The organism is Bacillus sp. ISL-45 (genome assembly GCF_018613195.1).
Taxonomy (GTDB): Bacteria; Bacillota; Bacilli; order Bacillales; family Cytobacillaceae; genus Mesobacillus.
Genome location: NZ_JAGGQQ010000005.1, coordinates 509,568 through 529,684 on the forward strand (window position 1 = coordinate 509,568; position 20,117 = coordinate 529,684).

20 protein-coding genes are annotated in these 20,117 nt (G+C 43.3%); 19 read left to right on the forward strand and 1 reads right to left on the reverse strand.

What is annotated here, in order from left to right; all coding sequences use genetic code 11:
* Positions 1-18: 18 nt before the first annotated feature.
* The 3 genes from J7E35_RS08075 (at position 19) to J7E35_RS08085 (ending at position 3,277) form a co-directional block, all read left to right on the forward strand.
* Positions 19-732 (forward strand): hypothetical protein, encoded by a 714-nt coding sequence (locus J7E35_RS08075; RefSeq protein ID WP_214778653.1) that lies wholly within the window; start codon positions 19-21, stop codon positions 730-732.
* Between the two features lie 290 nt (positions 733-1,022).
* Complete coding sequence (spoIVA, locus tag J7E35_RS08080; RefSeq protein ID WP_214778655.1) at positions 1,023-2,501, forward strand: stage IV sporulation protein A; 1,479 nt, start codon at positions 1,023-1,025, stop codon at positions 2,499-2,501.
* Between the two features lie 503 nt (positions 2,502-3,004).
* Positions 3,005-3,277 (forward strand): HU family DNA-binding protein, encoded by a 273-nt coding sequence (locus J7E35_RS08085; protein WP_023627533.1) that lies wholly within the window; start codon positions 3,005-3,007, stop codon positions 3,275-3,277.
* A 32-nt stretch (positions 3,278-3,309) separates the two neighbouring features.
* On the opposite strand, the gene J7E35_RS08090 is transcribed toward J7E35_RS08085, so the two are convergent.
* A complete protein-coding gene (locus J7E35_RS08090) occupies positions 3,310-3,609 on the reverse strand; it encodes a hypothetical protein (RefSeq protein ID WP_214778657.1) in 300 nt (99 codons plus the stop codon).
* A gap of 374 nt (positions 3,610-3,983) precedes the next feature.
* On the opposite strand from J7E35_RS08090, the gene folE reads away from it, so the two are divergent.
* The 16 genes from folE (at position 3,984) to J7E35_RS08170 (ending at position 19,915) form a co-directional block, all read left to right on the forward strand.
* Positions 3,984-4,550 (forward strand): GTP cyclohydrolase I FolE, encoded by a 567-nt coding sequence (gene folE, locus J7E35_RS08095; protein ID WP_214737120.1) that lies wholly within the window; start codon positions 3,984-3,986, stop codon positions 4,548-4,550.
* Positions 4,551-4,885: 335 nt separating this feature from the next.
* Positions 4,886-5,119, forward strand: coding sequence for a trp RNA-binding attenuation protein MtrB (gene mtrB / locus J7E35_RS08100; protein WP_192470602.1), 234 nt, complete (start codon positions 4,886-4,888; stop codon positions 5,117-5,119).
* Positions 5,120-5,384: 265 nt separating this feature from the next.
* Positions 5,385-6,221: a heptaprenyl diphosphate synthase component 1 gene (locus J7E35_RS08105; protein ID WP_353050023.1), complete on the forward strand. Its 837-nt coding sequence runs from the start codon at positions 5,385-5,387 to the stop codon at positions 6,219-6,221.
* A gap of 4 nt (positions 6,222-6,225) precedes the next feature.
* Complete coding sequence (locus J7E35_RS08110; RefSeq protein ID WP_214778659.1) at positions 6,226-6,927, forward strand: demethylmenaquinone methyltransferase; 702 nt, start codon at positions 6,226-6,228, stop codon at positions 6,925-6,927.
* A 392-nt stretch (positions 6,928-7,319) separates the two neighbouring features.
* Positions 7,320-8,282, forward strand: coding sequence for a heptaprenyl diphosphate synthase component II (gene hepT / locus J7E35_RS08115; protein ID WP_214778735.1), 963 nt, complete (start codon positions 7,320-7,322; stop codon positions 8,280-8,282).
* Positions 8,283-8,373: 91 nt separating this feature from the next.
* Positions 8,374-8,820 (forward strand): nucleoside-diphosphate kinase, encoded by a 447-nt coding sequence (ndk, locus tag J7E35_RS08120; RefSeq protein ID WP_102263408.1) that lies wholly within the window; start codon positions 8,374-8,376, stop codon positions 8,818-8,820.
* Between the two features lie 494 nt (positions 8,821-9,314).
* Positions 9,315-10,088, forward strand: a complete 774-nt coding sequence (locus J7E35_RS08125; protein WP_214778737.1) for a CheR family methyltransferase — start codon at positions 9,315-9,317, stop codon at positions 10,086-10,088.
* Between the two features lie 407 nt (positions 10,089-10,495).
* Complete coding sequence (gene aroC / locus J7E35_RS08130) at positions 10,496-11,668, forward strand: chorismate synthase (RefSeq protein ID WP_214778661.1); 1,173 nt, start codon at positions 10,496-10,498, stop codon at positions 11,666-11,668.
* Between the two features lie 2 nt (positions 11,669-11,670).
* On the forward strand, positions 11,671-12,762 hold the full coding sequence (gene aroB / locus J7E35_RS08135) for a 3-dehydroquinate synthase (protein WP_214778663.1): 1,092 nt from the start codon (positions 11,671-11,673) through the stop codon (positions 12,760-12,762).
* Positions 12,755-13,111, forward strand: a complete 357-nt coding sequence (aroH, locus tag J7E35_RS08140) for a chorismate mutase (protein ID WP_214778666.1) — start codon at positions 12,755-12,757, stop codon at positions 13,109-13,111. Before aroB ends, aroH begins: the two co-directional genes overlap by 8 nt.
* Positions 13,112-13,215: 104 nt before the next feature.
* The gene (hisC, locus tag J7E35_RS08145; RefSeq protein WP_214778668.1) at positions 13,216-14,319 is read left to right on the forward strand and encodes a histidinol-phosphate transaminase; all 1,104 of its coding nucleotides are present in this window, start codon (positions 13,216-13,218) and stop codon (positions 14,317-14,319) included.
* Positions 14,320-14,332: 13 nt separating this feature from the next.
* A complete protein-coding gene (locus tag J7E35_RS08150) occupies positions 14,333-15,439 on the forward strand; it encodes a prephenate dehydrogenase (protein ID WP_214778670.1) in 1,107 nt (368 codons plus the stop codon).
* A gap of 17 nt (positions 15,440-15,456) precedes the next feature.
* Positions 15,457-16,749, forward strand: a complete 1,293-nt coding sequence (gene aroA, locus J7E35_RS08155; protein WP_214778672.1) for a 3-phosphoshikimate 1-carboxyvinyltransferase — start codon at positions 15,457-15,459, stop codon at positions 16,747-16,749.
* A gap of 319 nt (positions 16,750-17,068) precedes the next feature.
* Entirely contained in the window at positions 17,069-17,974 is a 906-nt protein-coding gene (locus tag J7E35_RS08160; RefSeq protein ID WP_214778674.1) for a hypothetical protein, read from the forward strand.
* Between the two features lie 78 nt (positions 17,975-18,052).
* Entirely contained in the window at positions 18,053-19,318 is a 1,266-nt protein-coding gene (locus J7E35_RS08165; protein WP_214778676.1) for a tetratricopeptide repeat protein, read from the forward strand.
* Between the two features lie 42 nt (positions 19,319-19,360).
* The gene (locus J7E35_RS08170; RefSeq protein ID WP_192470591.1) at positions 19,361-19,915 is read left to right on the forward strand and encodes a ReoY family proteolytic degradation factor; all 555 of its coding nucleotides are present in this window, start codon (positions 19,361-19,363) and stop codon (positions 19,913-19,915) included.
* Positions 19,916-20,117 lie beyond the last annotated feature (202 nt).

Consider the following 20,117-nt stretch of genomic DNA (forward strand, 5'->3'; position numbering starts at 1 on the left):
TTTAAAGGGTTGGGATCAATGAAGAAAATCCGTATTTATCTGGCGGTCATCCTTGTCTTAGTCACGTTGACTGGTTGTATGTATCCGGAAGAAAAGCTAGTACAGAACCAAGTGCCCTATAAGGATCAGCTTGACAGTGTCCAGTCTGCAGTTGACCAGTACAAGGAAGCAAATGGCGGTTTGCTGCCAATCAAGACAAAAGATGCAGAGACACCTATTTACCAAAAGTATCCAATAGATTTCAAGAAGATCGTTCCAAGATATATGGCCGAGGCTCCAGGTAATGCCTATGAAAATGGCGGACTGTTTCAATATGTCCTTGTAGATGCAGAAACAGATCCAACAGTAAAGCTGCTCGACTTAAGAATAGCAGAGACGATCCGTGAGATAAAAATGCGGATCAATGCCACAGGTTATCCTCCATTCAAGGAAAAGATCGCGGAAAAAGTGTACACGCTTGATTTCAAAAAGATTGGCTATAAAGAGGAGCCTGTGGTTGTAAGCCCGTTCACAAACCAGAACCTGCATTTTATCATCTCTACTGAAGGAGAAATTTATGTGGATTACCGGAGTGATCTCTACCAGGCTATTAAATCATCAAAGGAAGAATTTGAAGAAGGTGTGGATATACGTGAAATCCTCGTAGATAATTCTATGTTTGTTCCAGCCTATTCTTTGCCCTATGCCATCGATCAGGAGACCAATGAACCGGTCTTTTTGGTAAAGGATTAAATATCGGTTTCCTGTTGATGCTGTAAGGCTCTTCTGATTTCTAATAAATTTGTCATAACCCTGATTCTGCAAAATATATTGTAGAAGCAGGGTTTTTTTGTCTTAAAAAAGATATCAATTGTTCTCATATATGGGAATTGAAGGGATTCTTTTGTTAAATCAAAATAAGGGGGTAAAAATATAAAAAAATTGTCATATTGATATAGGACAACATCATAAATATATACTGTCCCAGATTACTAATTTGGATGAATTTATTCCCACTAACTCTATGATCGGGAGGGGATCACTTGGAAAAGGTAGATATTTTTAAAGATATTGCCGAGAGGACTGGCGGCGATATTTACCTGGGGGTTGTAGGTGCGGTCCGCACCGGAAAATCCACTTTTATTAAGAAATTTATGGAGCTGGTGGTTTTACCTAATATCAATAATGAGGCTGATAGAGCCAGAGCGCTTGATGAGCTGCCACAAAGTGCAGCAGGTAAAACGATTATGACTACTGAACCAAAATTCGTGCCTAACCAGGCAGCATCTGTTCATGTGGATGATGGCCTGGATGTGAATATCAGGCTCGTCGATTGTGTGGGTTATACGGTTCCAGGAGCGAAGGGTTATGAGGATGAGAATGGACCGAGGATGATCAACACGCCTTGGTATGAAGAGCCAATCCCTTTCCATGAAGCAGCTGAAATTGGAACAAGGAAGGTTATTCAGGAACATTCTACACTTGGCGTCGTCATCACGACTGATGGGACAATTGGGGAAATCCCAAGACAGGATTACATTGAAGCAGAAGAAAGAGTGATTGAAGAGCTCAAGGAAGTCGGAAAGCCGTTTATCATGGTGGTGAACAGTGCACAGCCTTACCATCCCAATACAGAAACATTACGAGCCCAGTTAGCGGACAAATACGATATCCCTGTACTGGCAATGAGTGTTGAAAGCATGCGTGAATCTGATGTTCTCAGTGTGATGCGGGAGGCTCTGTATGAGTTCCCTGTACTTGAAGTGAATGTCAACCTGCCTAGCTGGGTAATGGTCCTTCGTGAAAACCACTGGCTGCGTGAAAGCTACCAGGAAGCAGTCAAAGAGACTGTGAAGGATATCAAGAGGCTGCGTGATGTAGACAGGGTCGTCCATCAATTCAGCGATTTTGACTACATTGACAGGGCTGGACTGGCGGGTATCGAAATGGGCCAGGGTGTTGCTGAAATCGACCTGTATGCCCCAGATGATCTTTACGATGAGATTCTGAAAGAAATCGTAGGCGTTGAGATACGCGGGAAGGATCATCTGCTTGAGCTGATGCAGGAGTTCGCATATGCAAAAACAGAGTTTGACCAGATTTCTGATGCGCTTAAAATGGTTAAGCAGACAGGTTATGGGATTGCTTCACCATCCTTGACTGACATGAGCCTTGAAGAACCGGAAATTATCCGCCAGGGGTCGCGTTTCGGTGTTCGCTTAAGGGCAGTAGCGCCTTCAATCCATATGATCAAAGTGGACGTCGAATCTGAATTCTCGCCAATCATTGGCACAGAGAAACAAAGTGAAGAGCTTGTTCGCTATCTGATGCAGGATTTTGAAGATGATCCGCTGTCAATCTGGAATTCTGATATCTTTGGCAGGAGCTTGAGCTCGATCGTCAGAGAAGGAATTTCGGCAAAATTGAGCTTGATGCCTGAAAATGCACGGTATAAATTAAAAGAAACGCTGGAAAGAATCATCAACGAAGGTTCCGGTGGATTAATAGCAATCATATTATAATTGGACTCCTTTTGGGAGTCTTTTTGTTTGTCTTCCAGAAGATTTTGATTCATACTCCATTATGTTGTCTAAACAGAAAATGCTCTTCTAATATAATTTATCTGCAGCGAAATATGAGAAAAGACCTTAAAAACATCCTTTGAATTAAGGATGAAAGACTTAAAATTCATTATTGTATGTTTGATGGCGGCAGTTACGGGTAATGAATTAGGGTCAACATATTACAAATATGTTTCAAAGAAGAAAAGATTCCCATTATTTCTTGAAATTATCTTGATAAGAGGAAAACATTATGATAATCTTTTAACAGAATTAGCGTTGTAGCTTAAAAACCCTTATATAACAGGGTTTCAAGCGATTTTAGGTTTCTTTATCATAGTTTTTTGCAAACTAGGATAATAAAATCTGCCGGCAACGTATAGAATTCACAAGTTTTGTTTAGAAATGTAGTTAAGATGCTTAATTTCTGAGCAATGGGATCTCTTTGGGAGGAGGTGAATGGCATGAACAAAACAGAACTTATAAATGCAGTTGCAGAAGCTAGCGAGCTTTCAAAGAAAGATGCAACAAAAGCAGTTGACGCTGTTTTTGATTCAATCTTAAATGCATTAAAAGATGGGGACAAAGTACAATTAATCGGTTTTGGTAACTTCGAAGTTCGTGAGCGCGCTGCCCGTAAAGGCCGCAACCCACAAACTGGTGATGAAATCGAAATCTCTGCAAGCAAGGTGCCTGCTTTCAAACCAGGTAAAGCACTTAAGGATGCAGTGAAATAATTACATACGACGCACTGAGCGTATGCTAAACCCTAAGGGCCGCGACCTGTTCGCGGCCTTTTTGCTTGGTTAAGGAATTTATAAAAGTTATTGAGTTGTGGATAACTCTCTGAAGTTATCTTAATCCAGCTCCAGCGCCTAGCCCCTTGAGTCGCTTGTCTAGTGTCGCCTCCTAGAAACTCCGAAACTTCAACTCCGCCGGCAGAAGCAAAAAGCGCTTCTTTGTCGGAGTCTCCAGTTTCTGCGTTTCTAAGCAGTCGGCTATACTTTTCGAGTTCGGTCCTGCCAATGAGGCAAAGAACGACTTCACTGACAGGCCCTCCGAGGCACAAGATGTGCTAGACCCGCCAGCCACAGGATAAGGAAAGCTTCGAAGCGAATCATCGCACGACCGAAAGCGGTAGCTTTTGGGAGGACGTGGCGTCATAGGCGGGCAGCGCTTGTCGGGGCTTAACGAGGCGCTTGCGCTTTCTGTTCTTTCCGGGAATTTGAAAAACCTTGGATCGGTAACTATAGACGGTTTTCTAAATCGAGCTCCATCGAGAGTCGTGTCTGAACGAGGCCATTGCGCTTTTTATTGTTACAGTTGAATATTAAGTTTTGCCTGCCGAGAATTGGTTATGCTAAGATGAAAATATTATAATCTAATAGTTGCTTATCTATGCAGGATTATGATGAGATTGATGGATCATAGGAGGAAACGCAGATGTCAAACGTCAATCGTGCCCAAATTGAAGAAGCGGTGCGTTTAATATTAGAAGCAGTCGGTGAAGATCCTAACAGGGAAGGTTTGCTAGATACTCCCAAACGGGTCGCTAAGATGTATGAGGAGGTTTTCTCAGGATTGAACCAGGATCCTAAAGAATACTTCGAAACCATTTTTGGTGAGGACCATGAGGAGTTGGTATTGGTAAAGGATATTCCTTTCTATTCTATGTGTGAACATCATCTGGTTCCTTTCTTTGGCAAGGCGCATGTCGCATACATTCCGCGAGGAGGAAAGGTTACTGGGCTCAGCAAGCTTGCAAGAGCGGTGGAAGCAGTGGCTAAAAGACCTCAGCTTCAGGAAAGGATCACTTCCACGATAGCGAATTCGATCATGGAAAAGCTGGATCCCCATGGTGTAATGGTAGTGGTAGAAGCAGAACATATGTGCATGACAATGAGAGGGGTAAAGAAACCTGGCTCGAAAACAGTTACATCTGCTGTAAGAGGTACTTTGGCCGAGGATGTAAACGCAAGAGCTGAAATTCTCTCATTGATCAAAGCTTAAAGGGATTTGATAAAAAAGTAGCATGCAAAAGTGTCAGAGGCTGAAAGTAATTCTTTTAGCCTTTTGTTATATTATAAGAAAAGCGCAAGTGCCTTGGTCAGCCCCGACAGGCGCTGCCCGCCTATAACGCCACGTCCTCCCAAAAGCTACCGCTTTCGGTCGTGCGATGATTCGCTTCGAAGCTTTCCTTATCCTGTGGCTGGCGACCCGAGGAGCTAGGGGCGGGAGCTGGACAATTCTCGAAGTGAAGTTTTTGGACTTTCTATCACGTTATAAAAACGGGCTAACAAGTGCGTCCCGGACACAACATATTCTTTCCTGTAAGGGGGATAATAATGGATAAGAAACAAAGCGTTAACACCGATTATGTAGTAATCAAAGCCATTGAGGATGGAGTGAATGTAATTGGTCTTACAAGAGGGACCGACACTCGATTCCATCATTCCGAGAAGCTCGACCAGGGTGAAGTTATGATCGCGCAGTTTACAGAACATACCTCTGCCATCAAAATCAGAGGGCATGCAAAGATCGTCACGCCATTCGGTGAAATAATGAGTGAGAAGAAGTAGATCAGTGCAAAACCAACTATTTTGTTACAAAATCGAGCTCAGTTCTTCGTAATTAGTGTTTAATTTATAATATCACGTTCATGTTTTTACTATTTGTGATATAATTGTCACTGCCTTGGAGTGTTCGGTACAATTGCAAAAATAGTTTTTAGGCGCTTTTTTTATGTCTGTTTTCAATAGCCAGATTTCTGCATACGGCTGGCTTTCATGATAGGAAAAAATTGTGCTCGCCGCCGGCAATCCAACATAAATAAGGGGAACAAGGGTGATTTATTTGCTAGATTTACAAAACAAATTAGACGGCACCAGAGAGCTTCTTCTCGAAAAACTTTCACATCCTTATTTGCTGGAGCATGTAGAATCTCCTTTTATTGATGATGACAGGCTCTTGTTGCTTACCTCGTTGATGGAACAGCAGGAAGTAAATCAGGAAAAAGCAAAGAACTACACTGTGACCACAATGCTCCTGCAAATTGCCCTTGATACCCATGAGCAGGTCAATAACTCACAACCAGGTGAAGAGGATGAAAGCCATAAGCGCCGCCAGCTGACGGTTCTCGCTGGAATATATTTCAGTGGCCTATATTACAAGCTGCTGGCTGATATGGATGATATAGAAATGATCAAGCTATTAGCTTCAGGAGTAAAAGAAGTCAATGAGCAGAAAATTTTGCTGTACCAAAAAGAAGCTGAAGCGATCGATAAATTAATGGATAGTGTAAAATTAATCGAGTCGGCTCTTTTAGGCAAGGTCGCTGACCATTTGGATGCGTCAGAATGGTTTGAATTCGCTTCCAATTGGCTTTTTGTCAAGAGGCTGCTATCAGAAGAAACCAAGTTCATTAAATCCGGCAGTTCACTTGTTTTTAATGCGCTTAAAAAGATTGCTCTGCCAAAAATGGACCAGACTACAACAAATCTGTCATCGGAACAGCAAAAATACCTTATAACAATTTGCACAAGATATATTGAATTTTCAATGACGAAGATTAATGCAGCGTTAAAGAAGCTGCCAGGGATGAACAGCTTGCTGATGGAACGGTTAGACCTGATTGCAGGGCAGCATCAGACCATGTCTAAAAAATTCGCGGAAGAAGGGTAATGCAATGCAGCAATCGAAAGAACAACGTGTCCATGGAGTCTTTGAAAAAATCTATGAGAATTACGATCAAATGAATTCTGTCATCAGTTTTCAGCAGCATATTAAATGGCGCAATGACACAATGAAAAAGATGGATGTCCAAAAGGGAGCCAAAGCACTTGATGTTTGTTGCGGAACGGCTGATTGGACGATTGCGCTTGCGGAAGCTGCCGGGAAAGATGGCGAAGTGGTCGGACTTGATTTCAGCAAAAATATGCTGAAGATAGGGGAGGAGAAACTGCAGGCCCGCAACCTGGATCAGGCAACTCTAATCCATGGGAATGCAATGGAGCTCCCGTTCGAGGATAATAGCTTTGACTATGTAACTATTGGTTTTGGTTTGAGGAATGTGCCAGATTACAATCAGGTGCTGCGTGAAATTTACAGAGTCCTTAAACCGGGCGGGATGGCGGTATGCCTCGAAACGTCCCAGCCGACAATGCCAGGTTTCAAGCAAGCATATCGAGTATACTTCAGGTTTATCATGCCGATGTTCGGCAAAATGTTCGCTAAGAGCTATGACGAATATTCCTGGCTCCAGGAATCCGCTAAAGATTTTCCAGGCATGAAAGAGCTTGCCAAAATGTTCGCCGAGGCAGGTTTCAATAATGTCGAATACAAGCCATATAGCGGCGGTGTAGCGGCCGTGCATATTGGCCGGAAATAGGAAGAGTGCAAAGGCACTGGTCTGTGGACACTGTCTTGAGTGGTTTCTTCCGAGTTTAACGAATAGCGTTTTACTGGCTTGAAGGCTTGCAAAGCGCTCTGGCTGGACCATTTTCCAGGGTAATAAACATTCTGATGGTATAAATAGACCATGGCTGTCCTTTTCTTTTTCGCTCGTCAAGGAAGGTCAGCCTGTTTTATTTTTAGTTTTACGCAATGTTGATGATAGCGAAGCGGCTATCAGAATGGATCGGGATGCAGAGAAATGAATTAGCTTGGCCGGTTGAAAGCTCCAAGCATAATAGAAACCTCCTGAATGCATTGAGGCGCCGAAAAGGTACGTTCAAAGTTGCTTCAATGGATATCGAGGATGTAAAAGCTGGGTGGATAATTATGAAGATGAAGTTACTATATACATATTTGAATTCTGATTTGACATTGATCGAGAGAGAACTGGAAGAAGCGATCCAGGCGGATTCCCAGCTGCTCAGCCAGGCAAGCCTGCACTTGCTTAAAGCCGGCGGGAAACGGATCAGGCCCGTTTTTGTCCTGCTTGGTGGAAAATTCGGTAATTATGATATCAATACCATTAAGGATGCAGCGGTCTCCCTTGAACTCATCCATATGGCCTCCCTGGTTCATGATGACGTTATCGACGATGCTGAATTGCGCCGAGGGCAGGCGACAATCAAAGCAAAATGGGATAACAGGATTGCGATGTATACGGGAGATTATATTTTTGCCAGGGCGCTGGAGCTTATGACTGACATCAAAAATCCGACAGCGCACCAAATCCTCTCTGATACAATCGTCGAATTAAGTGTTGGCGAAATAGAACAGATAAAAGATAAATATAATTTTGACCAGAACCTGCGTAATTACTTGCTGAGAATCAAGCGTAAGACTGCTCTTCTAATTGCAGCGAGCTGTCAGCTTGGTGCGGTGGTATCAGGAGTTCCTGAGCAGGACCACCGTAAATTGTATAAGTTTGGCTACTATGTCGGTATGTCCTTCCAAATCACGGATGATGTGCTGGATTTCACTGGTACAGAAAAAGAACTTGGAAAGCCGGCTGGCGGGGACCTTCTCCAGGGGAATATAACACTTCCTGTACTGTACGCAATGCAGGACGAATATATCAAAAGCCGGATCAGGAATGTCCATGAGGGCATGCCAAGAGAAGAACTTAATGAAATACTTAAGCTTGTTCAGGATTCAGGTGCGATTGAAAAATCACTGAACATCAGTGACCGTTACCTGGATAAGGCCCTTGATATCCTTGAAGAGCTCCCATCTAATAAGGCCAAGAAGTCGTTGCGCGATATCGCCAGATTCATCGGGAAACGAAAGTATTAGCAAGTTGCGAATTTTTCAAAAAAATGATACTATTTCTAAGGATTGCTTTTGTAAGCGGTTCACATACATATATGAATTAGGAGTGGAACTCATGGAAAAGACTTATTTGATGGTAAAGCCTGATGGTGTACAGCGCAACCTGATTGGTGAAGTTGTTGCTCGTTTTGAAAAGAAAGGCTTCCAGCTTGTTGGGGCAAAACTTATGAACATCCCTAGAGAACTTGCTGAAGAGCATTACGGCGAACATAAAGAGCGTCCATTCTTCGGTGAATTAGTAGACTTCATTACTTCTGGCCCAGTATTCGCTATGGTATGGCAGGGAGAGAATGTTATTTCTACAGCACGCCAGATGATGGGTGCAACTAACCCTAAGGATGCAGCTCCTGGAACAATCCGCGGAGACTTCGGGGTTACTGTAGGCAAGAACGTAATTCACGGATCTGACTCACCAGAAAGCGCAGAGCGTGAAATCGGGTTATTCTTCAAACAAGAAGAACTTGCTGAATACAGCAAATTAATCAACGAGTGGGTTTACTAAGAAAAGCGCAGGCGCCTTATCTTTTAATAAATTCTGGACACTTGTGAATAGCAAGTGTTCTTTTTTTTGGCTCTGATAAAGCTAAAGCTGAATGGTGTTTTTAAATCTTGTTGATTGTAGTGGAAGGCGCGTAGACTACTCCGAAAATGCTAACGCATTTTCATCGTGCGTGGGCAGTTTCTGGGAAGCTAATTCAATGTCCTGCGGGATGAGCAAGTCATGGGGAGACCCCGCAGGAGATTGTGACGAGGAGGCTCCCTGACTGCAAGGAAGAATTTGATCTTTGTAAAAGTCCGCAATTGGGCTTTTACATAATTCTTCTCCGCGGAAAGCGAAGCGCCTGGAACGAAAATCAACAGCCCTGTCAACAGAGCCATTCACTTAATGATGACAGGCGGGCTTCTTGAGATATGAAAAAATATCTCACTCTACATATCATTTTTCGATATAATGAAAATGTCCAACTTTTTCTAGTACCGAGAGGGAGCAAAATGATGCCGCAAGACTATGAACAGTTTATCTCAAAAATCTACCAGAAGACTGGTATAAACCTTGCTCTATACAAAGAAGCACAAATGAAAAGAAGATTGACCTCACTCTATCAAAAGAAGGGCTGCTCATCTTTCAAGGAGTTTTTCCAGGCTCTGGCCAATGACCAGCAGCTCATGAACGAATTTTTGGATCGAATGACGATCAATGTCTCCGAGTTTTATAGAAACGCAAAACGGTGGGAAGTCCTTGATCAATCGATGATTCCAGAGTTGTTAAGCAAAAATCCAAAGCCGAAAATCTGGAGTGCAGCCTGCTCCACGGGAGAAGAGCCCTATACATTATCAATGGTGCTGTCAAAACATATGCCATTATCGAAGATCCAAATTTTGGCGACCGATATTGATGATAACGTCCTTGCAAAAGCCAGGCTCGGAGTTTATTCAGCAAGGTCACTGAATGAAGCCCCTGAAGAAATGATTAAGAAGTTTTTTCAGCAGGATGGACCCTATTATACTGTGAAAGATGACATTAAGAAGACTGTTGCGTTTAAAAAGCAAAATTTGCTTGCCGACCATTTTGGCGGACCTTTTGATTTAATCGTCTGCCGCAATGTCCTCATTTATTTTACCGAGGAGGCCAAGGAAAGCATTTACCATAAATTCAGCGCAGCATTAAGACCTGGTGGGATTTTGTTTGTGGGAAGCACTGAACAAATCTTCAACCCTGGTACATATAACTTTGAAACTGCAGATACTTTCTTTTACAGAAAGAAATAATAGGAGGAGCCGGGTAACCGAGCTCCTTCTTCCTTTGTCCCGAATCAGGGCATGTAACGCCGTAGGTCAAATTCCAGGTCTCAATCGGATACTCGAGTCCCAGGAGATTGTTTTTTGCGAGTCAACAGGCTTCATGATAAAATGGCTTCATTCTTAAAAGGCTGTTTTCGCATTGAAGGTTGCTTTTCGGACATTTACTTGTTTCCGAATTCTCAAAGGTGTCATGGCTCTTTTCAAGGAGGCTTCTGAACCGGAATTAAGATCATACACGGGTAGAATGCAACAAAATACTGGATAAGAGCTTTTCTGAGAAGGAATAATACATATTTCATAATTTTTAATTTATTTATTTTTAACTGTATGATATAGTAAAACAAATCCTTTAGCGAGTTGAAGGGGGAAAGTATATGAGATATTTAACAGCTGGAGAATCACATGGACCACAGCTAACAACCATTATAGAGGGGATGCCAGCAGGCATGCCGCTCGTAGCAGAAGATATTAACCAAGAGCTGGCGCGCAGGCAGAAAGGCTATGGCCGTGGAAGAAGGATGCAGATTGAAAAAGATCAGGTGCAGATCACTTCAGGGATTCGGCATGGGTATACATTAGGTTCGCCGATTGCCCTGGTTGTAGAAAATAACGATTGGAAGCACTGGACCGGAATTATGGGACAGGAACCGCTCGATGACCTATCCTCTGATGAAGTGAAAAGGAAGATTTCACGTCCTCGTCCTGGTCATGCAGATTTAAATGGCGCAATTAAGTATGGCCATCGGGATATGAGAAATGTTCTCGAACGTTCTTCTGCCAGGGAAACGACTGTAAGGGTCGCAGCAGGTGCTGCGGCAAAAAAACTGCTGTCACTGCTGGGTATCGAATTGGTTGCCCATGTTGTAGAAATTGGCGGGGTGATGGCTGAAAAACAGGATTTCGCTTCACTTGAACAGCTTAAAGAAATAACAGAAGCATCACCGGTCAGATGCTTCGATCCAGAAGCAGGGACTAAAATGATGGCAGCAATTGATGACGCAAAGCAAAATGGAGACTCTATTGGCGGTGTCGTCGAAGTAATAGCCGAGGGTATGCCGGCTGGAGTGGGCAGCTATGTCCATTATGACCGTAAACTTGATGGGAAGCTTGCTGCGGCCATTATGAGCATCAATGCTTTCAAAGGTGTGGAGATTGGTATTGGCTTTGAAGCGGCCAGAAGGCCTGGCAGCCAGGTACATGATGAGATTGCCTGGGAAGAGGGCAGCGGATACTACCGGAAAACGAACCGGCTTGGAGGCCTTGAAGGCGGGATGACAACAGGAATGCCAATCGTAGTCCGTGGTGTAATGAAACCGATCCCGACTCTCTACAAGCCATTGATGAGTGTCGATATTGATTCTAAGGAACCTTTTGCTGCGAGTATAGAACGATCTGATGCCTGTGCTGTCCCTGCTGCTGCAGTGGTTGCTGAGAGCGTTATTGCCTGGGAACTTGCTTCAGCCATCATCGACCAATTTTATGCAGATCGATTTGACACATTGAAGGCATCAATCGAAGAGCAAAGAAGGACTGCGAGGGATTTTTAAAGATGCAGCAAGTGAACATCGTTGCAAGTACAAAAACCTATCCTGTATATATTGGTAATGGTGCTATCCGTCAACTGCGGAGCATTGTACATGATGCTGCAGACAAATATACATCAATCATGATCATTACTGATGGAACAGTCGCCAAGCATCACCTTGATTCATTTCACAAACACACAAGTCTGGAACGAATATTTGAAAAAATCGTCCCATCAGGGGAAAAAGCGAAAACGTTCGATGTTTATAAGGATTGTCTTACTTCAGCGCTTGAAAATAAACTAGACAGGAAGTCGCTGATCATCTCTTTTGGCGGTGGGGCAGTCGGAGATTTAGCAGGTTTTGTGGCAGCGACTTATATGAGGGGGATCCGCTTCATACAAGTCCCAACCACTATTCTTGCCCATGATAGTGCCGTGGGAGGGAAAGTAGCAATTAACCATCCATTAGGCAAGAATATGATTGGTGCCTTCCATCAACCCGAAGCTGTTGTTTATGATTTGGATTTCCTGCAAACCCTCCCTGACCATGAAATCCGGTCCGGCTTTGCGGAAGTAATCAAGCACTCCCTGATAAGCGATGAAAACTTTTATTCCTGGCTTAAAGAAGAAATCCAGTCATTGGATAAATTGAATGACTCATTGCTTGAGTTTTTGACGAGGGGCATTCAAATTAAGGGGTCCGTTGTCGCAGAAGATGAGAAGGAGACCGGAATTCGTGCATTTTTGAATTTCGGGCACACACTTGGCCATGCAATTGAAGCCGAAGCGGGTTACGGTAAAGTTACTCACGGGGAGGCTGTAGCTATCGGGATGCTATTTGCCCTTCAATTAAGCAAACAATTGCTTGATCTTGATTTCGAGGTAAAAACATTCAAGAACTGGCTTAACAATCTTGGGTATGTAACCAAAATTCCGGCGGGACTCTCTTCGGAACAATTGCTGGAAAGAATGAAGCAGGATAAAAAAACTGTTAATGGGGCAATCCGTTTCGTTTTACTGGAAAAGGTCGGAGTGCCTTCACTCAAGGAAGTCGAGGAAAATGTATTGAGGATGAACCTGATGAAATTTGCAGAAGAGGGGGAGTTAGATGATTAGGGGAGTAAGAGGAGCTATTACAGTAAACGAAAATGATGAGCAAGAAATCATTACTGCTGCTGAAAGACTTTTAAAAGAAACAGTCGCTACCAACGATATTACACCGGATGATGTTGCCTCGATTTTCATTTCTGCTACTGATGATGTAGATGCAGCCTTTCCGGCAAGGGCTTTAAGAAATTTGGACGGCTGGACCTACGTTCCAGTCATGTGTATGCAAGAATTATCAGTCCCCGGCTCGCTGCAGAAATGTATCAGAGTCATGATTCATTTCAACACTGAAAAACCACAGGAAGAGATCAAGCATATTTATCTTGAGGGAGCTGCAGGACTAAGACCTGATTTATAACTTTATACTTTTTCTGCAGCACCAAACAGTGTATGATAAGCTCATGTTCTTTATTACTTTAATAAGATAGTGAATTAAAGAGTAGAATAGTTGAGGTGGATTAGATGAGATGGAAAGAGCAGCTACTAAAATTAAAGCCGTACCAGCCTGGTAAATCGATCAGTGAAGTGAAAAGGCAGTATGGTTTATCCGAGATTGTAAAATTGGCATCAAATGAGAATCCATTTGGATCTTCAGAAAAAGTGGAAAATGAAATCGCAAATTATGCTGGCAAGTATTCAGTGTACCCAGATGGATATGCAACCGAGCTTCGAATGCATTTGGCAGACCATTTAGGTGTAAAGGAAGCACAGATCATTTTTGGAAACGGGTCGGATGAGATAATCCAAATGATTGCCCGCGGCTTGCTTACACCAGAGACAAAAACTGTGATGGCCGCTCCGACTTTTCCGCAGTATAAGCACAATGGCATTATCGAAGGCTGTGAAATAGCAGAAATTCCATTGGTTGACGGTGCTCATGACTTGGATGAGATGGCTGCTGCCATTGATGATCGGACATCTGTTGTCTGGTTATGCTCTCCGAATAATCCGACAGGTGTCTATATAACTGAAGAAGAATTAACAGCGTTTATGGCTCGGGTGCCAAGCGATGTGCTTGTCGTGCTGGATGAAGCTTATTTTGAATATGTGACCGCGGAGGATTATCATGACTCCCTGAGTCTTTTAGATCAGTATAAAAACTTGATTATCCTGCGAACGTTTTCCAAAATATACGGGCTTGCCAGTTTTCGGGTTGGTTATGGAATCGCCCACGAAGATACCATCAGGGCACTTGAACCGGCAAGGGAGCCATTCAATGTCAACACATTGGCTCAGGCAGCTGCAATAGCTGCGCTTGGTGACCAAAAATTTGTAGATGAATGTAAAAACGAAAACAAAAACGGCCTCCAGCAGTTTTATGATTTTTGTGATCGTACAGGGTTGAAATATTTCCCATCGCAAGGCAACTTCATCTTGATTGATTTCAACAGGGATGGCCAGGAGGTTTTTCAATACCTGCTTGAAAGAGGTTATATTGTGCGTTCAGGTACAGCACTGGGATTCCCGACCTGTGTAAGGATTACCATTGGTTCAAAGGAACAAAATCAAGGGGTAATTGAATTGATCAAAGAATACTTGAGTGTTGATACTGTAATATCTAAATAAGGGTGTTGATTTTATGGAAGGCCGCGTATTGATCATTGGTCTTGGTTTGATTGGCGGCTCTCTGGCTATGTGTATTAAAGGGCAGCATCCGCAGGCAGAACTAATTGGCTTGGATGCCGACAAAAATCAAATGGATCTGGCCATGATGCTGGGGGTCATTGACCGCACAGCAGTCAGTTTAGAGGTGGAAGCACCGGAGGCGGACTTAATCATTATTGCGACTCCGGTATTGGCCACCGGAAACATAATTGAACTATTAGCCACATTGAAACTGAAAAATGAGGTCATTGTTACCGACACCGGCAGTACAAAGGGATATATTTCAACTAAGGCAACGTGCCTGAGAGCAAAAGGAGTTACCTTCATTGGCGGCCATCCAATGGCAGGTTCCCATAAAAGCGGTGTAGCCGCAGCCAAGAAAATCCTGTTTGAAAATGCATTCTATCTTCTTACACCTGAGGCTTCAGTCGGAAGTGAGACGGTAGACCGGCTAAAAGCATGGCTTTCCGGCACGCGGGCAAAGTTTCTGGATGTTTCACCTGAAGAACATGACTATCTAACAGGAGTTGTCAGCCATTTTCCGCATATAATAGCTGCTTCCCTCGTACACCAGGCGTCACGGGCGGATGAAGGCAATCCTCTCGTCAACCGGCTGGCTGCTGGAGGGTTCAGGGATATAACCCGAATCGCATCAAGCAATCCGCAGATGTGGAGAGACATCCTGCTTCAAAACCGGGAAGTCCTCATTTCGCTGTTAACTGACTGGCAGGATGAAATGAGCCGGGTAAAAGAATTATTGGTAGCTAATGAACAGGACAGGATCTATGATTTCTTTGATGCAGCTAAAAAATACCGGGATGGTCTCCCTGTAAGCGACAAAGGAGCTATTCCCAGCTTTTATGATTTGTTTGTAGATGTCCCGGACTATCCAGGGGTGATTTCTGAAATCACCGGATATCTAGCAGTTGAAAACATCAGTATAACGAATATCAGAATCATAGAAACTCGTGAAGATATATACGGAGTACTGGTGATCAGTTTCCAGACGCCTGATGACCGGGCCAGAGCACAAGAATGTATTGGAAAAAAGACAGACTATGAAATGTCTGTCGCAGAGTAGACTTAAGGAGCAGAAAAATGTCAGTGAAAACTCTTTTAACAAATAGAACCTCTTTGGAGGGACAAGTTAAAGTACCTGGTGATAAATCAATCTCGCATAGAGCAGTCATGTTCGGTTCAATAGCCGACGGAGTCACCCGTATTGAAAACTTCCTGCCTGGAGAAGATTGTTTAAGTACGATTTCCTGCTTCCGGCAGCTCGGTGTTGAAATTGTCCAGAATGGCAGCAATGTAACGGTTACAGGAAAAGGTACGGATGGACTAAGCCAGCCTGAGGAAACACTGTATGTCGGGAATTCCGGAACAACGATACGGCTGATGATGGGAATCCTTTCGGGATTGCCGTTTAAATCAACTCTTGAAGGTGATGAGTCAATCGCAAGAAGGCCGATGACTAGAGTGACCCTTCCTCTCGGCAAAATGGGAGCAAGCATTACGGGAAGGAATAATGGAGAATTCACTCCGCTGACAGTGGAAGGCCAGAAATTAAACGGAATTACATATGAACTGCCAGTAGCCAGCGCGCAGGTTAAATCTGCGATCTTGCTTGCCGGTTTGCAGGCTGAAGGTGAGACAGTAGTTGTTGAGCCAGTGAAAACAAGGGATCATACCGAAAGGATGATCAAGCAATTTGGCGGCCAAGTTGAACGCAGGGAGAATGCCGTAAAGGTAACCGGCGGACAAATGCTGAAGGGCACTGCTATAAATGTTCCTGGTGATATTTCATCCGCCGCCTTTTTTCTAGTCGCAGCCGCTGTCGTTCCCGGGAGTGACATCATTCTTCGAAATGTTGGGCTAAATCCGACAAGAACCGGAATAATCGATGTGCTAAGAGCCATGGGAGCCGACTTCGTGGTGGAACCGTACGAGGGTGATTCAGCTGAACCGGCTGGAGATATAAGAATGAAACATTCAGAACTGAGGGGCACAATAATTGAAGGTGACCTGATTCCCCGATTAATCGATGAAATCCCGGTCATTGCTTTGCTGGCAACGCAGGCTAAGGGATTGACGGTTATTAAGGATGCCGGGGAATTAAAGGTGAAGGAAACAAATCGCATTGATACCGTTGTCAATGAACTAAAGAAGCTCGGGGTGGACATAGAGGCTACAGATGATGGCATGATTATACAAGGGAATCAAAGCCTTGACGGCGGCACTGTGTCAGCACACGGGGACCACAGGATTGGAATGATGCTGTCAATCGCCGCCCTTCTCTGTAAAAGCGAGGTCGTCCTAGAGCAAAGCGAAGCCGTCGCCGTTTCTTACCCGGATTTCTTTGATGATCTGTATTCCTTGTTGGGAAACTAGCATAGTTTTGTTTGAAGGAAGGCCAATCATGAGCAATGGATGGCCTTCTCTCTATTTATATTAGGCTCTTTTCTCAAACTTTGTTGCTCTTGACTACAAAATAGGATTGAATGACCTATTTTTCTTCGTAAGGTTGACTCTTTTGTGAGAAAAGAGCATGCAAACTTAATACCGACCAACAAAATGGCCTTCTATTACGTTAAAATCGGCTTTAGGATTTTAACAACAATCTTTACGAAAACAGCCAGAAAATAAAACCGCCGTTATATTCTCGTAATTTCAGCATAGTTTGTCATAAGACCGTTAAAGGAGTGGTTTTATGGCATACATTATAGAAAATGTCCATCTCTTGAAGGGACAAGCCTTCATGGATACAAGCATGCTGGTGGAGGGCCAGCGAATCTTATCTGCAACATCCAAATTTGAACGTTATAACTATATGAGGATGGATGCGGACAAATTTATAATGACCCCGACACATGTCCTCTTTGACCCGAATCTCCCTGTAAACGAATCTTTTAAAGAGAGAAAAGAATACTATCTGAAGAACTTTATAATGAAGGGCAGCACAGTTGTATTCACTACAGTGAAAATCCAATTTGAACGGCAGCTTGAAGAAAAGCTTAAGCAGGCAAAAAGTAATTATTTAGACAGCCCAATTGATTTTGTTCTTGGCGTCCGCATCCCGCCACGGGTGATGAATCCCGGATTTATCCGTAAATGTAAAAAACTGAAGATACCAGCGATCTTTCTGGAAATTGATGAGATGGACGAATTGGCGGCGATGCCGTGGGGATGGATCAAGGAAGCGCTATTTCCTTATAACTGCCCAATCATTCCAGTCTTTCCTGAAAGTAAGCATAAAAAAGGGAGGCAGCTGCAGCTTAATGCCTGGAGTGATTTGATGAAAAGAGAAAAGGTTCCCGCGGTGCATGATGATCTAGCGAACCCGGGTCCCGTGTCGAGGTCGATTTTAAAGAAAACCGGAATCTTCCCGGAAAAATCAAATCTGCACAGTGGCGGAGAACTCAGCTATAATCTTTATAATATAAACGCGGAAACCAAACAACGTGATGAACATGGGTTGTTTTTCCAATCGAAGCATCTGGCCGTCACTGTCGATAAGGGAAAAGTCATTCGCGCCGGGGACGAGGTTTATTATCGGCCAGGAATGGGAGAGAATGTTATAATTAACACACCAGGATTTTTTACAGATAATTATTAAAGGGCTTAGCCGGTATATGAATGATTGCTGATCAGACAGCTTCAGGCAAAAGCCTAAAGTAAGGGTAGGATGATAAAAATGGTCGGAGTAAATGAAATAACAACTTATATTGAAAATGGACAGCTTGAAAAGGCAATGGCTGCTTATAAAGGCATTCTTGAAAAAGGAAGCGACGAAGAAAAATTCCTTCTTTCTGAGGAGATGTTCCGCTTCGGTTTCATGGAAGAAACAGAGGCTTTGATTGAAAGCTTATTGAAGGATTATCCCAATGAAGGCGAACTCCATGTTCTGCTCGCTGAAGCTCAGATTGAAATGGGTAAAGAGGAGGAGGCCATGCTTTCTCTTGAAAGGGTTGATGAAGAAGATCCTTCTTTTCCACAAGCGCTGCTTCTGCTGGCAGACCTGTATCAAATGGAAGGTCTGTTTGAGGTGAGTGAAAAGAAACTCCTTGAGGCCAAGAGGCTTTTACCGGAGGAGCCAGTGATTGACTTTGCTCTTGGTGAGTTATATGCCCACCAGGGAAAACTAATTGAAGCAATACAGTATTATGAAACAGCCCTTAAGTCGCATGAAGAAATTGGCGGAGTGAATCTCAATCAGAGATTGGCTGAATCGTTAAGTGCAGGCGGCTCGTTTGAGGAAGCTCTTCATTTTTACGAAAAAGCGCTCGAGCAAAAGCTGGAAATTAATACTTTGTTCGGCTTTGCTTTTACAGCGCTCCAGGCAGGCTATAATAAAACAGCGATTGACAAGTTTGAGGAACTTAAGGCTCTTGATCCGGAATACCATTCGCTCTATCTCTATCTGGCAAAAGCCTATGAGCGAGAAGAAATGGCAGAAGAGGCGTTCGAAGCTGTTAAACAGGGGATCGAGCAGGATGAATTCAATAAAGATTTATACTTTTATGGCGGCAAATTGGCACTTAAAATTCCTGATGAAGAAGCTGCCGAAAAATTGCTTCGTGAAGCGATCGCTCTGGATCCAGGGTTCATGGAAGGAGTCCTTGTCCTGAACAAACTGCTGTTCAAGCAGGAACGCTATGAAGATGTACTTGAGCTGGTGCGTGCAGCTGACATCCACGAAGAAGAAGAGGAACCTCAGATTCTTTGGGATGAGGCAATTGCTTATCAGCAAATTGAAGATTTTTCACAGTCATTAAACAAATACCAACTAGCATATACTTTCTTTAAAGACAATAAAGAATTTTTGACAGACTACGGATATTTTTTAATTGAAGAAGGAAAAATGGCCGACGCCGCCGAAATTTTTAGTAAGTTAGTTAAAAAAGAACCTGGCAATGAAGAATTCCGTGAGTTATTGGAACGCTTGACGGAGAATCTGTAACGTTAACAAAAAATTTGAGTTATGCAGAGGAGGGATTCAAAAATGACAACCCCTGTATCTGTCAACGAGAAAAAGGATTTTATCCGCTGGTTTTTAAACCATTACCAGCTTAAAAGGCGGGAATGCGTTTGGATCCTTAACTACTTGATGAGCCATGACCAGCTGATGGAAAAGGTGCATTTTGTGGAAAATGCACAGTATTGCCCAAGGGGATTAGTGATGTCGACCCATTGCGTGGATGAAGTGCCTTTCAGGTTCTTTAAAGAAAACGTGATGACGACAGATGCAGAAAAGTCTTTCCACGACATTCGTTTGAACAGGGAAGAAGAAATTTACATCCAATTGAATTTCCACGCTTCAAACAAAGCCCATCAGTTTGCCGCCGTGCTGGAAGAAAACCCTTATGTTCCGGGGCAGCTCCAAATCAGCGAAAGTGACAAGATGGTAGCAGAAAGATTTCTTGAAGAAAGCATTCAAAAGTTCCAAAAAGACAAACTGCTTACCATGATAGATGAGGCACTGGACAGCCAGGACCAGGAAGCTTTTGAACATCTCACTGAACAATTAAAAAGATTAGGTACCGTGAACTCGTTTTAGCTTGCTTTTGATAGCAGGCTTTTTATTTTGCCGGATTTCATATGGATAACAACCTATTTGCGGTTTGAAGGCCTAAGGGAAATTTACGGATGTACCTGATCCTAAAGATGGCTATGTGGGAGGAAAAGGATGCATAAGGGTACCTTTTGGCTGAACGGTACCCTTATAGGTGCAGAGTTGACTGCATAAGGGTACGAAAAGC

What these genes read in the sequence shown, in the direction of transcription:
- J7E35_RS08075 (WP_214778653.1), top strand. Translation starts at nt 19, where the DNA reads ATGAAGAAAATCCGTATTTATCTGGCGGTCATCCTTGTCTTAGTCACG.
- J7E35_RS08085 (WP_023627533.1), top strand. Translation starts at nt 3,005, where the DNA reads ATGAACAAAACAGAACTTATAAATGCAGTTGCAGAAGCTAGCGAGCTT.
- folE (WP_214737120.1), top strand. Translation starts at nt 3,984, where the DNA reads ATGTCAAACGTCAATCGTGCCCAAATTGAAGAAGCGGTGCGTTTAATA.
- mtrB (WP_192470602.1), top strand. Translation starts at nt 4,886, where the DNA reads ATGGATAAGAAACAAAGCGTTAACACCGATTATGTAGTAATCAAAGCC.
- J7E35_RS08110 (WP_214778659.1), top strand. Translation starts at nt 6,226, where the DNA reads ATGCAGCAATCGAAAGAACAACGTGTCCATGGAGTCTTTGAAAAAATC.
- hepT (WP_214778735.1), top strand. Translation starts at nt 7,320, where the DNA reads ATGAAGATGAAGTTACTATATACATATTTGAATTCTGATTTGACATTG.
- ndk (WP_102263408.1), top strand. Translation starts at nt 8,374, where the DNA reads ATGGAAAAGACTTATTTGATGGTAAAGCCTGATGGTGTACAGCGCAAC.
- J7E35_RS08125 (WP_214778737.1), top strand. Translation starts at nt 9,315, where the DNA reads ATGCCGCAAGACTATGAACAGTTTATCTCAAAAATCTACCAGAAGACT.
- aroC (WP_214778661.1), top strand. Translation starts at nt 10,496, where the DNA reads ATGAGATATTTAACAGCTGGAGAATCACATGGACCACAGCTAACAACC.
- aroB (WP_214778663.1), top strand. Translation starts at nt 11,671, where the DNA reads ATGCAGCAAGTGAACATCGTTGCAAGTACAAAAACCTATCCTGTATAT.
- aroH (WP_214778666.1), top strand. Translation starts at nt 12,755, where the DNA reads ATGATTAGGGGAGTAAGAGGAGCTATTACAGTAAACGAAAATGATGAG.
- hisC (WP_214778668.1), top strand. Translation starts at nt 13,216, where the DNA reads ATGAGATGGAAAGAGCAGCTACTAAAATTAAAGCCGTACCAGCCTGGT.
- J7E35_RS08150 (WP_214778670.1), top strand. Translation starts at nt 14,333, where the DNA reads ATGGAAGGCCGCGTATTGATCATTGGTCTTGGTTTGATTGGCGGCTCT.
- aroA (WP_214778672.1), top strand. Translation starts at nt 15,457, where the DNA reads ATGTCAGTGAAAACTCTTTTAACAAATAGAACCTCTTTGGAGGGACAA.
- J7E35_RS08160 (WP_214778674.1), top strand. Translation starts at nt 17,069, where the DNA reads ATGGCATACATTATAGAAAATGTCCATCTCTTGAAGGGACAAGCCTTC.
- J7E35_RS08165 (WP_214778676.1), top strand. Translation starts at nt 18,053, where the DNA reads ATGGTCGGAGTAAATGAAATAACAACTTATATTGAAAATGGACAGCTT.
- J7E35_RS08170 (WP_192470591.1), top strand. Translation starts at nt 19,361, where the DNA reads ATGACAACCCCTGTATCTGTCAACGAGAAAAAGGATTTTATCCGCTGG.